Annotated in this window: 12 protein-coding genes and 2 pseudogenes; 8 read left to right on the top strand and 6 right to left on the bottom strand. The window is 66.4% G+C overall.

Annotated features, from left to right (window positions below; all coding sequences use genetic code 11):
* Window positions 1-99 precede the first annotated feature (99 nt).
* Genes ACQ86A_RS11975 through ACQ86A_RS11965 form a run of 3 tightly spaced genes read left to right on the top strand, consistent with a single transcriptional unit; the run spans window position 100 to window position 2,230 of the window.
* A complete protein-coding gene (locus ACQ86A_RS11975; protein ID WP_431277272.1) occupies window positions 100-765 on the top strand; it encodes an ArsR/SmtB family transcription factor in 666 nt (221 codons plus the stop codon).
* On the top strand, window positions 762-2,042 hold the full coding sequence (locus ACQ86A_RS11970) for an MFS transporter (RefSeq protein WP_431277271.1): 1,281 nt from the start codon (window positions 762-764) through the stop codon (window positions 2,040-2,042). The genes ACQ86A_RS11975 and ACQ86A_RS11970 overlap by 4 nt, the downstream gene beginning before the upstream one ends.
* On the top strand, window positions 2,039-2,230 hold the full coding sequence (locus tag ACQ86A_RS11965) for a hypothetical protein (RefSeq protein ID WP_431277270.1): 192 nt from the start codon (window positions 2,039-2,041) through the stop codon (window positions 2,228-2,230). The genes ACQ86A_RS11970 and ACQ86A_RS11965 overlap by 4 nt, the downstream gene beginning before the upstream one ends.
* 30 nt (window positions 2,231-2,260) lie before the next feature.
* Here the strand turns inward: ACQ86A_RS11965 and ACQ86A_RS11960 are convergent, their stop codons facing one another.
* The 5 genes and pseudogenes from ACQ86A_RS11960 to ACQ86A_RS11940 all read right to left on the bottom strand — a co-directional run bounded on the left by ACQ86A_RS11960 (window position 2,261) and on the right by ACQ86A_RS11940 (window position 7,581).
* Window positions 2,261-2,530 (bottom strand): hypothetical protein, encoded by a 270-nt coding sequence (locus tag ACQ86A_RS11960; RefSeq protein WP_431277269.1) that lies wholly within the window; start codon window positions 2,528-2,530, stop codon window positions 2,261-2,263.
* Complete coding sequence (locus tag ACQ86A_RS11955) at window positions 2,530-2,988, bottom strand: GNAT family N-acetyltransferase (RefSeq protein ID WP_431277268.1); 459 nt, start codon at window positions 2,986-2,988, stop codon at window positions 2,530-2,532. Before ACQ86A_RS11955 ends, ACQ86A_RS11960 begins: the two co-directional genes overlap by 1 nt.
* Before the next feature lie 112 nt (window positions 2,989-3,100).
* Window positions 3,101-3,547, bottom strand: a complete 447-nt coding sequence (locus tag ACQ86A_RS11950) for a GNAT family N-acetyltransferase (RefSeq protein ID WP_431277267.1) — start codon at window positions 3,545-3,547, stop codon at window positions 3,101-3,103.
* Window positions 3,544-6,152, bottom strand: a pseudogene (gene valS / locus ACQ86A_RS11945) (valine--tRNA ligase). Before valS ends, ACQ86A_RS11950 begins: the two are co-directional and overlap by 4 nt.
* 94 nt (window positions 6,153-6,246) lie before the next feature.
* Window positions 6,247-7,581 carry an MFS transporter gene (locus ACQ86A_RS11940; protein WP_431277266.1) on the bottom strand — a complete coding sequence of 445 codons (1,335 nt, stop codon included), beginning with the start codon at window positions 7,579-7,581 and terminating at the stop codon, window positions 6,247-6,249.
* A gap of 76 nt (window positions 7,582-7,657) precedes the next feature.
* Here ACQ86A_RS11940 and ACQ86A_RS11935 point away from each other — a divergent pair, with 76 nt between their 5' ends.
* The 5 genes and pseudogenes from ACQ86A_RS11935 (at window position 7,658) to ndk (ending at window position 14,138) form a co-directional block, all read left to right on the top strand.
* Complete coding sequence (locus tag ACQ86A_RS11935) at window positions 7,658-8,299, top strand: TetR family transcriptional regulator (RefSeq protein WP_431277265.1); 642 nt, start codon at window positions 7,658-7,660, stop codon at window positions 8,297-8,299.
* Window positions 8,300-8,522: 223 nt separating this feature from the next.
* Complete coding sequence (gene ileS, locus ACQ86A_RS11930) at window positions 8,523-11,945, top strand: isoleucine--tRNA ligase (protein WP_431277264.1); 3,423 nt, start codon at window positions 8,523-8,525, stop codon at window positions 11,943-11,945.
* Window positions 11,938-13,297: pseudogene (locus ACQ86A_RS11925) on the top strand (bifunctional folylpolyglutamate synthase/dihydrofolate synthase). Before ileS ends, ACQ86A_RS11925 begins: the two are co-directional and overlap by 8 nt.
* Window positions 13,294-13,722 carry a DUF4233 domain-containing protein gene (locus ACQ86A_RS11920; protein ID WP_431277263.1) on the top strand — a complete coding sequence of 143 codons (429 nt, stop codon included), beginning with the start codon at window positions 13,294-13,296 and terminating at the stop codon, window positions 13,720-13,722. The pseudogene ACQ86A_RS11925 and the gene ACQ86A_RS11920 overlap by 4 nt, the downstream one beginning before the upstream one ends.
* A complete protein-coding gene (gene ndk, locus ACQ86A_RS11915; protein WP_431277262.1) occupies window positions 13,719-14,138 on the top strand; it encodes a nucleoside-diphosphate kinase in 420 nt (139 codons plus the stop codon). The genes ACQ86A_RS11920 and ndk overlap by 4 nt, the downstream gene beginning before the upstream one ends.
* 95 nt (window positions 14,139-14,233) lie before the next feature.
* On the opposite strand, the gene ACQ86A_RS11910 is transcribed toward ndk, so the two are convergent.
* Window positions 14,234-14,836 carry a vitamin K epoxide reductase family protein gene (locus tag ACQ86A_RS11910; protein WP_431277261.1) on the bottom strand — a complete coding sequence of 201 codons (603 nt, stop codon included), beginning with the start codon at window positions 14,834-14,836 and terminating at the stop codon, window positions 14,234-14,236.
* Window positions 14,837-14,977: the final 141 nt, after the last annotated feature.

The raw sequence follows: 14,977 nt of genomic DNA, 5'->3' as shown, positions 1-14,977 counted from the left end.
CGGCGGCGTCGCAAAGAGATTGTTGCAAACGTATGATTGCAAAATAAGGATTGCAAAAGAACAGTTGCAAAGAAAGCTTTGCACGCGTAGTCTTCCGGTATGGCAACCGATGACAAGCCCGTAGCCCGTTCGCATTCCTTCAACGATGCCCTCGGCATGGAGGCGCTGCGTGCTCTCGCTCATCCTCTGCGGGTGGCGATCATGAACGAGCTCTCCGATTACGGCCCGCTCACCGCGAGCGGTCTCGCCGAGCGGATGGGGGAGTCGAGCGGGTCCACGAGCTACCACCTCCGCCAGCTCGCGAAGCACGGCATTATCATCGAAGTCGAGGGCAAGGGATCCGCCCGCGAGCGGTGGTGGAAGATGGCACCCGGCGGCATCACGATCGGTTCGCCCGAGACGTTGGAGTCGCCGGCCGGCCGGGAGGCGACCGAGCTGATCTCGCGTGAGTGGCAGCAGAACAACGAGCGCCGCCTTGCCGCGTTCATGCGTTACGGGCTCGACGTTCTCGGCACCGAGTGGATGCAGGCGTCGACGCTCTCGACGTCTCACCTGAGGCTCACGAAGGAGCAGCTCGCCGAGTTCGGGCGCGAGTACTACGCCATGCAGGACGCCCTCAAAGCCAAGTGGAAGGCGGAGGGAACCTTCGCCTCCGACGCCTCGGGCTCTCAGGTGGAGCTGGCCGACGACGACAACGACGGCGACCGCCTCCGTGTCCAGGTCCAGTTCAACGCGTTCCCCCTCCTGAACGGGGACGGGCGATGACCACCACCGCGGCTCCGCGCATCCGTCGAGCCCCGTTGAGCGCGGGTTTCAACCGGTTATGGGGCGCAGCCATCACGAGCAACCTCGCCGACGGCATCGGTCGCACGGCGGTTCCGCTGATCGCGACGACACTGACCCGCGACCCGGCACTGATCGCCGGGCTGACCGCGGTGACATTCCTGCCCTGGCTGCTCTTCGGCATCCCCGCCGGCGTGCTGCTCGACCGGGTCGACCGTCGGATCGCGATGGCAGTGGCGAACAGCCTCCGGTTCGCGGTCGCTGCCGGGCTGGCTCTGCTGATCGCGACCGACTCACTCACCATCTGGTCGCTGTACGCGTGCGTTCTCCTCTTCGGGCTCGGTGAGACCGTCTTCGACAACGCCACGACCACGGTCGTTCCGAGCCTCGTGACCCGGGATCAGCTCGATCGTGCGAACGGACGGATGCAGTCGGCCGAGATCGTCGTGCAGAACTTCATCGCGACTCCGGTCGCGGGCTTCCTCTTCGCCGCAGCCATCGTGCTGCCCGTGTGGCTCACCGGTGGCGGGTTCCTGATCGCGGGTCTGCTCGCGCTCACGATCCCCGCTGCGGCCGCCCGAGGGCACAGGGCAGGGGCGGTTCAGGATGCGGCTGCAGGCGAGTCACCGCGGCCCAGCCTCGGTCAGGTGTTCGCTTTCCTCGTCCACCACCGCTTTCTGCGTTCGATGATCATCCTGACCTCCATCACGGCCTCGGCTCTCGCCTTCGCCCAGGGCAGCGTGGTGCTCCTCCTCCTGCAGACCTTCTCGGTGCCCGTGGCGCTGATCGGAGTCGTCACCGCCGGCGTCGGGCTCGGAGCGCTCGTCGGGGCGCTCATCGCGAGCCGACTCGTGGAACGTTTCGGGCGCGGCCCGATCATGTTCTGCTCGATGCTAGTCGGGGGTATCGGCCTCCTGGGCGTGGGGGTCACCGGAAACGTCGTGTTCGCGATCGCCGCATACGCCATCGGCGCCTTCGGTGTCGCGGTATGGAACGTTCCGTGGGGAGCCCTGCGACAGGCGATCGTGCCCTCCGACATGCTCGGCCGTGCGATGGGGATCGTACGGACCATCGGCTGGGGGCTCACGCCCATCGCCACGGTCGTCGGCGGATTCGTCGCCCGGATCGACCTCAGACTGCCCTTCGTCATCGGCGGCGGCGTCGTCGTGGTTCTCACGCTCGTCGCCGTTCGTCTCCTCCTCTCGGCGGGCTCGCACGAGCCCGCCCCAGAAACACTCCCGGAAGGAACCGGATCATGACTGCACTCAGTTTCGACGCCCGCGGCGGATTCATCGACAGGGCCGCCGTCTCCATCGGACAGGCCCTCACTGCCTGGGGCACGCGCCACGCAGCGCTCCGCACCGCACCGAGCTACACGACGCAGAGCGAGATGTTCGACCGCTCCCGCGACGAGGCCGCGCGGATGCTCCCGCAGCTCCCGCGGTAAGCGGAGCCGTCAGCGGTGCTTTCGCTCGGGTCAGGTGTCGAGGTCGAACTCGTCCGGATCCTGGGGGACGGGCTGCGTTACCGTCGCCGAGTCCTCTGAGGCGTTGTACCGGATGATCGTGCCGTCGTCGAGCTCGACGACGGGCTTGCCCTCGAGCCAGGTGAGCGTCCAGCGCCAATCGGCGGTGTCCACATCCGTCGCCACCAGCTCCTCCTCGACGGTCTGGACGGCGAAGCCCACGACCTCGGGGAGCGTGGACGGGGACTCGTCGCCGACTGCCCACCGCGTTCCGAGCTGCATCAGGCGTCGGCCTTCGTCAGGTCGATCTCATAGGTCACCCAGGACGTGCGTTCGGCCACGGAGTCATAGACGCTCTTGGCCTCGTCGTTGTCGTGAGCCGTGATCCACTGCACGACGCCGAGGTGCTCTTCTTCCGCGCGCTTGCGTGCCGCTTCGATGAGAGCGTGGCCGATGCCCTTGCCTCGCGAATCCTCGACCACATAGAGGTCGTCGATGAAGAGCCCGCGGTCGCCTTCGAGGGGGCGGGCGAACTCGCGCATGTGGGCCAGGCCGACGAGGCGGTCGCCGTCCACGGCGACGAGTCCGTCTTCCTCGTGAGACGGGGCGGTCAGCCACGACCAGAGAACAAGGGCCTTCTGGTCGGTGAGCTCCGTGTCGTAGAACTCCGCGTACTTCTCGTAGAGGTCGAGCCAGGCGAAGAAATCGCCGTCCGCGACCGGTCGAACCTCAATCGACATGGTGCCTCCGTTCGCCATTCCCCGCCAGGCTGAGGGTTGGTGCTGTCACGACCATACCGCGCACATCCCCGAGGGTCGATGCCGGTATGAGGATCGTGCGCGGTTCAGATGCTCAGGGAACGAGGTCGTATGTGACCCATTTGGTCTTCTCGGCGACCTGGTCGTACATGCGGCGCGCGGTCTCGTTGTCCTTGGCCGTGATCCAGCGGACGACCGAGAAACCTTCCTCGCGGGCACGGTCGCGCAGGGCCTCGAGGAGGGCGGTACCTGCGCCCGCGCCGCGCGCATCCGGAAGCACGAAAAGGTCGTCGAGGTACAGGCCACGGCTGCCGTCGAGCGGTCGGGCGAACTCGCGCACGTGGGCGAGGCCGATCGGCTCTCCGTCGTCGTTGACCGCGAAGTAGGCCTGGAGCTCGTGGTTCTTGTCGGTGATCCAGCTCCACACGAGGAGGGCCTTCTCGTCGGTCAGGGGCGTCTCGTAGAAGTCACCGTAACCCGTGTAGAGATCGAGCCAGGTGAAGAATTCGTTGTCCTCAACCCGTCGGACCGTCGCGGTCATCGTTCCTCCTCGGTGGTGGTCTGGGCAAGCAGAATATCTGTCACCGCGAGTTCTTCGGCGGATTCGAAGCGCAGGTCTTCGATTCTGCCCACCGATTTGAGATCGCGGGCCGCCAGCTCGATCGCGTCAACGGCATCAGCCGGACCCGCGATGACCGCGTAGTCGACGAGTGCCTTCTGCGAGGCTTTCGCGGCAGTCTTGGCGCCACGGATGCTCGTGAGCGCCTTGCCGACGACCCCCAGCACCCGGGTGTGGTCGTCCCATTCGGCGGTGAGATCCTCGGCCTTCGGCCAGGCGGCGACGTGCACGGACCCTTCGTTGAACCACGACCACGACTCCTCGGTCGCGAACGGCACGACCGGGGCGAACAGACGAAGCAACGCGGAGAGGGCCACGCGGAGAGCGACCACCGCGGACGTCTGCTCGGGGAGAGTTCGCCGTACGCGCGCTCCTTGACGAGCTCAAGATAGTCGTCGCAGAACGTCCAGAAGAACGTCTCGGTGAGTTCGAGTGCCCGGGCGTGGTCGTAGTTCTCCAGGGCTGCCGTGGCCTCGGACGCGACCTGAGCGAGGTTCTGCAGCATGCTCTGGTCGAGCGGCGAGGTGACGAGGGCTAGGTCGTCGGTCTCCGGGGCCTCGAAGCCGAGGATGAACTTGGCCGCGTTCAGGATCTTGATGGCCAGGCGGCGGCCGATCTTGATCTGCGTCGGGTTCTGCGGGTCGAACGACGCATCCGTGCCGAGGCGAGACGAGGCGGCCCAGTAGCGGACAGCGTCAGAGCCGTGCTTCTCCAGGATGTCGGCGGGCGTGACCACATTGCCCTTGGACTTGGACATCTTCTTGCGGTCGGGGTCGACGATGAAGCCGGAGAGTGCGGCGTGCGCCCAGGGAGCGACGCCGAACTCGAGCTGCGAACGAAGGGTGGTCGAGAACAGCCAGGTCCGGATGATGTCCTGGCCCTGGGGGCGCAGGTCGAACGGGAAGACGGCGTTGAACAGCTCGTCGTCCCGATTCCAGCCGCCGGCCAACTCCGGGGTCAGGGAGGAAGTCATCCAGGTGTCCATCACGTCGTGTTCGCCGACGAAACCGTTCGGCTGGTTGCGAGCGGACTCCTCGAAGCCGGGGGCCGCATCCGACGACGGGTCGACCGGCAACTGCTCGCGGCTCGGCAGGATGGGCTCGTCGAACCGCGGGTTGCCGTCGGCGTCGAGCGGGTACCAGATCGGGATCGGAACGCCGAAGAAGCGCTGGCGCGAGATCAGCCAGTCGCCCGTGAGTCCGTTGACCCAGTTCTCGTACCGCACACGCATGAAGTCGGGGTGCCAGTCGAGCTGCTTGCCGAGTTCGATGAGCCGCTCGCGCAGTGCCTCGTCGCGGGCACCGTTCTTGACGTACCACTGGCGCGTCGACACGATCTCGAGCGGCTTGTCGCCTTTCTCGAAGAACTTCACGGGGTGCTGGATGGGCTTCGGATCGCCGATGAGATCGCCCGAGGCGCGCAGCTGCTCGACGACCGTCTGTTTGGCGGAGAACACCGTCTTGCCAGCGAGCTCGGCGTACGCGGCCTTGCCCTCGGCCGATTCGATCGCGAGCGGCGCGTCGGCGAGGAGGCGGCCGTCGAAGCCGATGATCGCGCGGTTCGGAAGGTCGAGCTCGCGCCACCAGGTGACGTCGGTGATGTCGCCGAACGTGCAGATCATCGCGATGCCGGTGCCCTTGTCGGGCTGCGCCAGGTGGTGCGCGAGAACGGGCACCTCGACACCGAACACGGGTGTGGTCACGGTCTTGCCGAAGAGCGGCTTGTAGCGCTCGTCATCCGGATGCGCGACCAGCGCGACACAGGCAGGCAGCAGTTCCGGCCGGGTCGTCTCGATGTAGACGGGGCCGCTCTCGCTGTGGAAAGTCACGCGGTGGTACGCACTCGGCTGGTCGCGGTCCTCGAGCTCGGCCTGAGCCACGGCCGTGCGGAAGGTGACGTCCCAGAGAGTCGGGGCCATCGCCTGGTACGCCTCGCCGCGTTCGATGTTCTTCAAGAAGGCGAGCTGCGAGGTGTGCAGGGATTCGCGGCCGATCGTGCGATAGGTCTGACTCCAGTCGACGGAGAGGCCGAGTGAGCGCCAGAGTTCTTCGAACTGCTTCTCGTCCTCCACCGTGAGGCGCTCGCACAGCTCGATGAAGTTGCGGCGCGAAATCGGCTTCTGGTCGGCGGCCTTGCTGCTCTTGTTGTCTCCGCCCTCGAACGGCGGGGTGAAATCGGCCTCGTACGGCAGGGTCGGGTCGCAGCGCACGCCATAGTAGTTCTGCACGCGGCGCTCGGTGGGGAGGCCGTTGTCATCCCAGCCCATCGGGTAGAAGACGTGCTGGCCGCGCATCCGGTGATAGCGGGCGATCACATCGGTGTGCGTGTAGCTGAACACGTGGCCGATGTGAAGCGAGCCACTCGCCGTCGGCGGGGGCGTGTCGATCGAGTAGATGCACTCACGGTCAGCTTGCAGAGCCGACTTCCGATCGAAGAGGAAGGTTCCTTCGGCCTGCCAGTGGTCGCCCCATTTGGCTTCCAGGCCTTCGAGGGCGGGCTTGTCGGGCAGGGGCTGGGCGGCGCTCATCGCTTCTCCGTATCGGTATGTGCGGCACCGTGTCGATGAAGAGGTGCCTGAATGTGCAGTACATCCAGGCTACCGGAGCCCAGCCCCACCCGGGTTATGCCGCCGAATCGACCTCATCGATGATGGGCTTGCGCCTTGCCGCAGCGAGCGCGGACACGAGCGTGATGATGCTCATGAGCGCAAGCACGACCCCGGGGTGCCACCAGACGTTGCCGGTCGCCTTGCCGAGCACGAGGGTGAGGGCTGGCACGAAGGCGGTGAGTAGTGCAGCGAGGCTGTATGCCACCGACAGTCCGCTGTACCGCACGCCGCTCGGGAACAGATCGCTCATCAGGCCGCCCAATCCCGCCCAGGACAGAGTGGGCAGAATGCCGCCGATGATCATGCTGCCGACAAGGATCGGGAACGTCGCGAACTGAAGCAGGAAGTACATGGGGAACGCGATGACGAGTGTGCCGATAGCGCCGATCGCGACCACTCGGGCCGAGCCGATCTTGGTCGCCCAGATTCCGAACAGCGGAATCGTGATGAGCTGCAGCAGACCGCCGATCGTGGTGGCGACCAGCAGGTCGGTGAAGCTGAAGCCGAGCTGCGCCGTGCCGTAGTCGACCATGTACGTGTTCATGAGCGAGTACGAGCCGATGCCGAGGATCGCCGCACCGATGGCGATGACGAAACCGGTCGGCGACTTGCGGAACACGTCGAGCACGGGGAAGCGGTCGCGCTTGCCCGTGGCCAGCAGCTCCTTGAAGACCGGCGTCTCATCGATCGACCAACGCAGGTAGAGGGACACGAGCAGCAGTGGGATGGCGGTCAGGAACGGGATACGCCAACCCCACGCGGCGATCTGCTCCGCGGGGAGTGCGAACGACATCACGATGAAGACGACGGCGCTCAGGATGCTGCCGACCGGCGAGCCGAGCTGGGGGAGAGCCGCGTAGAACCCACGACGCTTCGGGTTGGCGTATTCGGTGGCGAGCAGGATGGCTCCACCCCATTCGCCGCCGAGCGACAAGCCCTGCACCAGGCGCAAGACCACCAGCAGGATCGCTCCGAGCCAGCCTGCCTGTGCGTACGTGGGGAGCACGCCGACGAGGCCTGTGCCGATACCCATCATCAGGATGGTGATGAGCAGGGTCGGACGCCGGCCGATCCGGTCGCCGAGGTGGCCGAAGACGATCGCCCCGATCGGGCGGATGACGAACCCGGCGGCGATCGTGAGGAATCCGGCGAGCACTCCGCCGAAGACCCCGAGCGGCTGGAAGAACAGCGGACCGACGAAGAAGGCGCTGAAGTAGGCGAACAGATAGAAGTCGTACGACTCGAGCGCCGTGCCGACGAACGAGGCGATCGTCACCTTTCGCGCTGTTCCCGGCGTGATGCCGGGTCTGTCGGTGCTGCTGTATGTGATGGTGTCTGTGGAACTCACGACGGTCCTTGTCATTCGAAGCGCGGGCTGGATCGATAATTAGATCGAGTCCAATATTAGGCATGAGGGAGAACGCATGACGCGGCCGCCGCATTCCGGGTCGGGTCGACCCCGGTCGTCTTCGCGGGCGACGCTGGCCGAAGCCGCCGCCGATCTCTTCCTGGAGCAGACGTACGCGCGCACCACGATCGAGGAGATCGCGCAGCGCGCCGGTGTCAGCCGAGCCACCTTTTTCAACTACTTCGACGCGAAGAGCGACCTGCTCTGGGTCGAGGTCGACGAGAGCCTCATCGGCTTTGGCGACCTTCTCGCAGCGGTTCCGGATGCGGGCCCGGAGGCGGCCACGCCGATGCAGGCCGTGCAGACCGCGGTGCTCGCGCTCGCAGCCCAGTTCGGACCGGGGCGTCTGCCGCTCGCAGTCACGCAGTACGAGCTCATGGGCACGAATGGCGAGCTCGAAGCCTCCGCCCTTCCGCGGTTCCTGACCCTCGTGCGGCTTCTGAGCGACGACGTCGCCCGCCGGATCGGCGAGGATGCCTCCTCGTTGCTCCCGCGGAGCATCGCAACCGCGGTCATCGGTGCGGCCGTGGCCGCGGCAGCGGTCTGGGCTCGCTCCGGCGTGGGCAGAGGCGATCTGCGGCCCGTCGTCGAGACGGCGATCGCACCCGTCTGCGCGGGCTATCAGGCGGTTCTCGATGAACGCCTCGCAACCAGGTAGAATCGAGAGCACAGACATCGACCCGGTCATCACCGGTGAGTCTTCGGAAGAACGGTCGGCGCTCGCGCCGCCCAGTAGAACCGAACGGGTCTGGCCCGTCACAGCCAACGAAAGAGCGGTCGTAGCGCACGAGAGGGTGCCTTACGGCAAGCGGGGTGGTACCGCGGCAAGCGTGTCGAGCGCCTGACGTCCTCGTGCAGATGAACGACCTGCCAGGAGTGAGATGCCGTACCCCAAGACCCCGGAAGATCCGACGCCCAGCGTCCCCGCCGCATCCGGCGTCGTCCCGAGCCCGAGCTTTCCGCAGATCGAGACCGAGGTCCTCGACTTCTGGAAGCACGACAACACCTTCCGGGCATCGATCGAGAACCGTGCCGAGGCTCCCGAGTGGGTCTTCTACGACGGTCCGCCGTTCGCGAACGGCCTCCCGCATTACGGGCACCTCCTCACGGGGTACGCCAAAGACGTCTTCCCGCGCTTCCAGACCATGCGCGGCAAGAAGGTTGAGCGTCGGTTCGGCTGGGACACGCACGGCCTGCCCGCCGAGCTCGAGGCGGAGCGGCAGCTCGGCATCACCGACAAGAGCCAGATCGAGGAGATGGGCATCGCCGCCTTCAACACGACGGCTCGGGATGCGGTGCTCCACTACACGCGCGAGTGGCGTGAGTACGTCACCCGTCAGGCACGCTGGGTCGACTTCGACAACGACTACAAGACGCTCGACGTCACGTATATGGAGTCGGTGATCTGGGCGTTCAAACAGCTGCACGAAAAGGGCCTCGCCTACGAGGGCTACCGCGTGCTGCCGTATTGCTGGCGCGACCAGACGCCGCTATCGAACCACGAGCTGCGGATGGACGACGACGTCTACAAGATGCGTCAGGACCAGACCGTCACGGTCACGTTCCCGCTCACCGGAGCGAAGGCCGAGGCCCTCGGCCTCACTGCCGTGCGGGCGCTCGCGTGGACGACCACGCCATGGACCCTTCCGACGAACCTCGCCCTGGTCGTCGGCCCCGACATCGAGTACGCGGTCGTCCCGGCCGGTCCGAACGGCGCTGCGGACGGGCACGGCAGCCCCGAGCACTCCGATCTGGGCGCCGAATACCTCCTCGCGATCGATCTCGTCGGCAACTACGCGAAGGATCTCGGCTACGAGTCCCCGGCCGATGCCGTTGCGGCCGTGACCCGGCGCATCCGGGGAGCCGAGCTCGAAGATGTGACATACGACCGGCTGTGGGACTACTACGCGGATACCGAGACATACGGCACCCAGAACGCGTGGCGCATCCTTGTCGACGTCTACGTCACGACCGAGGACGGCACGGGCATCGTTCACCAGGCGCCCGCATACGGTGAAGACGACCAGCGTGTCTGCGAAGCCGCGGGCATCCCCGTCATCATCTCGGTCGACGACGGTGCGCGGTTCCTCCCGGTCGTTGAAGACGTCGCCGGGCTGCAGGTGTTCGAGGCCAACAAGCCGCTCACGAAGCTGCTCCGTGAAGACGGCCGGCTGCTGCGCCAAGCGAGCTATGAGCACTCCTACCCGCACTGCTGGCGCTGCCGCAACCCGCTGATCTACAAGGCCGTCTCGAGCTGGTTCGTGCGCGTCACGGAGTTCCGCGACCGCATGGTCGAGCTCAACCAGGAGATCACCTGGGTTCCCGAGAACGTGAAAGACGGACAATTCGGCAAGTGGCTGAGCAACGCCCGCGACTGGTCGATCTCCCGCAACCGCTACTTCGGTTCGCCGATCCCCGTGTGGAAGAGCGACGATCCCGAGTACCCGCGCATCGACGTGTACGGCTCCCTGGCCGACCTCGAGGCCGATTTCGGGCGCCTGCCCCTGAATGCTGACGGGCAGCCGGATCTTCACCGGCCGTACATCGACGACCTCACCCGACCGAACCCGGACGACCCGACCGGTCGCTCGACCATGCGCCGCATCCCGGATGTGCTCGACGTCTGGTTCGACTCCGGGTCGATGCCGTTCGCCCAAGTGCACTACCCGTTCGAGAACCGCGACTGGTTCGACACGCACAACCCGTCGGACTTCATCGTCGAGTACATCGGCCAGACGCGCGGCTGGTTCTACATGCTGCACGTGCTGTCGACGGCGCTCTTCGACCGCCCGGCCTTCAAGAACGTCATCAGCCACGGCATCGTGCTCGGCAGCGACGGACAGAAGATGTCGAAGTCGCTGCGCAACTATCCCGATGTCAACGAGGTCTTCGACCGCGACGGCTCGGATGCGATGCGCTGGTTCCTCATGTCCAGCCCGGTGCTGCGCGGCGGCAACCTGATCGTCACCGAAGAGGGGATCCGCGAGGGCGTACGCCAGGTGCTGCTCCCGCTGTGGAGCACCTGGTACTTCTTCTCGCTGTACGCCAACGCATCCGGGAACAACGCCTCGGGTTACGAGGCGACCTGGCGCACCGACTCGACGGACGTGCTCGACCGCTACCTGCTGGCGAAGACCCGCGACCTGATCGAAGACGTCACGGCCGGCCTCGAGGCGCTCGACAGCACGCTCGCCGCGGCCAAGCTGCGCGACTTCGCCGACGTGCTCACCAACTGGTACGTGCGTCGGTCGCGAGACCGCTTCTGGGAGGGCGTGGGCGAGGACGGCACCAACAGCGAGGCGTTCGACACGCTGTACACGGTGCTGGAGACGGTGACGCGCGTGGCTGCGCCGCTGCTTCCGCTGGTGGCTGAGCGCATCTGGCAGGGTCTCACCGGCGGGCGCAGCGTGCACCTGACCGATTGGCCCGACGCCGCCGAGTTCCCGGCCGACCTCGACCTGATCGACGCGATGGACCGCATCCGTTCGACCAGCTCGACCGTGCTGTCGCTTCGCAAGCAGGCGGGACTTCGCGTACGACTCCCGCTGGCCAAGCTGACGGTGGTCGCGCACAACGCGGCGGCCCTGGCGCCGTTCGAAGGCATCCTGCGCGATGAGCTCAACGTGAAGGCTGTCGAGCTCGTCGAGGTTCAGAATTCGAGTGCCGCGTCGTACGGAATCACCAGCAAGCTCACGGTCAACGCCCGCGCCGCAGGCCCCCGTCTCGGTAAGGACGTGCAGAAGGTCATCCAAGCGGCACGCGCCGGGGACTGGTCGGAGATCGACGGCGTCGTGACGGCCGGCGGCATCGAGCTGGCCGAGGGCGAGTACGACCTCGTGCTGGAGACGGCCCAGGCCGACGGCGAGTCCACGACAGCGCTCGCGCTGCTTCCGGGCGGCGGATTCGTGCTCCTCGACACCGAGACGACACCGGAGCTGGAGGCCGAGGGTCTCGCCCGCGACCTCATCCGCGCCGTGCAGGACACCCGCAAGGCCGCCGGGCTCGACGTGAGCGACCGCATCCGTCTCGATCTGTTGCTGTTCGACGACCGGGACGCGGAGGCGATCGACCTCGCCAAGGAGGTCGACATCGCTGCGGAGACGCTCGCGCCGGTGACGATCGTGCACGCGCCCGCACGCTCGACCACGTTCGACCGCGCGGGCGGACCGCTCGTCTCGGAGTGGCTCTCTGCGGTCGTCGAACACGACGCCGCCTTCTATCAGGACTACCCGGCCGGGCAGTTCTCGAACGCCGGCCGCTTCATCGCGGCGGTCACGCGCCTGGACGGGAGCATCGATGTCTGACGAAGAATTCCGGGATGCGGCCGAAGAGGTCTATCGGGCGCTTCTCGCCCGCGTCGGCGAGGAGCGCCGCAGCCCCGGCTCGGCGCCACTCGCCGCGCCGTCGAGCTGCTGGGGGATCCTCAGCGCGCGTACCCGATCATCCACATCACCGGTACGAACGGGAAGACGAGCACGAGCCGGATCGCCGAGAGCATCCTGAGGGCGTACGGTTTGCGCACCGGGCTGCTCACGAGCCCGCATCTCGTGCGGTTCAACGAACGCATCGTGATCGATGGCGAGCCGATCAGCGACGAGGACCTCGCGCGCAACTGGGAGGACGTCGAGCCGTACCTGGCCATCGTCGACAGCGAGCTCGAGGAGGCGGGGAGCCTACGCTCACCTTCTTCGAGGCGCTCACCGCGCTGGCGTACGCGAGCTTCGCCGATGCACCCGTCGACGTCGCTGTGATCGAGGTCGGCATGGGCGGCGAGTGGGACTCGACCAACGTGGCCGACGGCCAGGTCGCGGTCTTCACTCCGATCTCGCTCGACCACACCAAGGCCCTGGGCGACACGGTCGCGGCGATCGCGCGGACCAAGTCGGGCATCATCAAGCCGGCCGCCGACGTGGTCAGCTCGGTGCAGCCGCCCGAGGCCCTGGCCGAGCTGGTCAAGGCTGCCGAACTGACCGAGTCGACCATCGCGACGCAGCCGGATGCGTTCGACGTGGCGAAGACGTCCGTCGCCGTCGGCGGACAGCTTGTCAGCATCCGCGGACGGGCCGCCACCTACGACGAGCTATTCCTACCCCTCTACGGTGACCACCAGGCGCAGAACGCCGCCGTCGCTGTTGCAGCTGTAGAGACCTTCCTCGGCCGCGGCACCCAGCCCCTCAATGCAGAGCTTCTCGAAGAGGGCTTCGCCACGGCGACGTCTCCCGGCCGCCTCCAGCTGATCGGCATCGAGCCGACCGTGCTCGTCGACGCCGCCCACAACCCCGCCGGGGCGCAGACGCTCGCTGCCGCCCTCCGCAGTTACTTCGGGTTCGAGGAGATCGTCTTCGTGTTCGGAACGCTGACCGACAAGGATGCCGCGGGCATCCTGGAGGCGCTGGCCCCGGTGGCCTCGCGCTTCCACGTGACGCGGTCGCACTCCGATCGCGCCATGAACGAAGAGAAACTCGGCGATCTCGTGCTGGCGACAACCGGCAGCGAGAGCACGTTCGTGTTCTCCGATGTTCAGGATGCGCTCGAATCCGCCCGCGAGTGGGCTCGCGACGGATCGGGTCGTGCCGTCGTCGTGACGGGGTCGATCACACTCGTCGGCGAAGCGATGGCGATCGCCGAGGAGCAGGACTGGAAGAGCGTCGAATGAGCGACGAGACCACTGAGCCGGCGGGGCCGGAAGAGCCGGTCGCGCCCGCGAAGGCACGTCGTGCTCGGAGCGTCACCGAGATGCTCGGCTCGATCATCCTGGGCTTCGAGCTGCTCGTCGTATTTCTCGGAGCGCTCGTGCTCTTCGGGCTGAACGTGCTGCCTGCCGCCGTGGCGCTGGGCGGGGGTGCCATCGTGATCGTGCTGATGATCGTCGCGGTCGCCACGCTCCGGTCGCCCCTCGGCGTCTGGCTCGGCTGGGCGATCCAGCTCATCCTGGTGGCTGCCGGTTTCCTGGTGCCCGCCTTCTTCATCGTCGGGGCGATCTTCACGGCCATGTGGGCTTACTGCATGATCATGGGCGCCCGGCTAGACCGCAACAATCAGGCCGCGCGAGCGGCCGAAACCGGAACGGAGAATCCATGACCACCGACGTCGAAGAGACACTCGTCCTCGTCAAGCCCGATGGGGTCGCCCGCAACCTGACCGGCGAGATCCTGCGCCGGATCGAGGCGAAGGGCTATTCGCTCGTCGACCTCAGGATGCTGCAGGCCGACCGCGATCTGCTCGCCCAGCACTACGAGGAGCACCAGGGCAAGCCGTTCTACGAGCCGCTCGTCGAGTTCATGGAGAGCGGCCCGATCGTCGCCATCCGCGTCGCCGGCAACCGCGTGATCGAGGGCTTCCGTTCCCTCGCGGGTACGACCGACCCGACGACGGCAGCGCCCGGAACCATCCGAGGCGACCTCGCCCGCGACTGGGGCCTCAAGGTGCAGCAGAACCTCGTACACGGCTCCGACTCGCCTGAGTCGGCCGCCCGCGAGCTCGCGCTCTGGTTCTAGCTTCACAAACGAGTGGTCCCGACTTGCCGTGCGAACATCCGTTCACACAGCAAGTCGGGACCACTCAGTCGTGTCTGGCTCAGTCGTAATGGGGGTCAGACGAAGACGTTGTGGATCCAGTCGAGTTGGATCTGGGCCAGGATGGCGACGATCGCGTAGCAGACGATCGTGATGAGAGGCACCCAGCCGTAGAGCTTTCCGAAGAAGCGGCGAACGGATGCCGAAACCGGAATATTGCCTTCCTTGAGGTTGTAGAAGGTGACCGCCCAGAACGTCGGGATGGTCACGAGCCAGGTCACCATGCACCACGGGCACAGCACGTTCAGCACGGTGATCGACTGGGTGATCAGATAGATCACGAGAACGAGTGCGCCGACGACGCCCAGGTTGAAGAGCATCCAGTACCACTTCGCGAACCGCGCTCCGGCGAGGATGCTCACGCCGACGGCGATGACCGCCGTCCAGCCGGCGATGCCGAGGAGCGGGTTGGGGAAGCCGAAGATCGCTCCCTGTGCCGAGTTCAGGTTCTTCGAGCACCCCACGAGCAGGCTGAAGTTGCAGCTGAGCTGCGCGTTGGGATTCGCCAGCACGGCCAGCTTGTCGAGTGTGAGCTGAAAGGCCGCCCAGAAGCCGATGGCTCCGGCGACGATGAGGAAGACTGCGAGGGCGATAGGACGTCTACTGGTAGTCGGTGACACAGACGGATTATGACAGAACGGCTCGCGTGTCGACCTGGGAGAGACCTCCAACGCGGCCGCGGCATGCGATAATCATTACGAAGTGATCACGGCCGAGCGCTGTGGTGACGCAAAAGAAGGCTTGAGGGCGTGCAACGCCCA

Origin of the sequence: Leifsonia poae, from assembly GCF_050632195.1 — a bacterium.
Lineage (GTDB): Bacteria > Actinomycetota > Actinomycetes > Actinomycetales > Microbacteriaceae > Leifsonia > Leifsonia poae_C.
The sequence above is the reverse complement of the archived record's forward strand: the minus strand, read 5'-3'. Positions and strand labels throughout refer to the sequence as shown.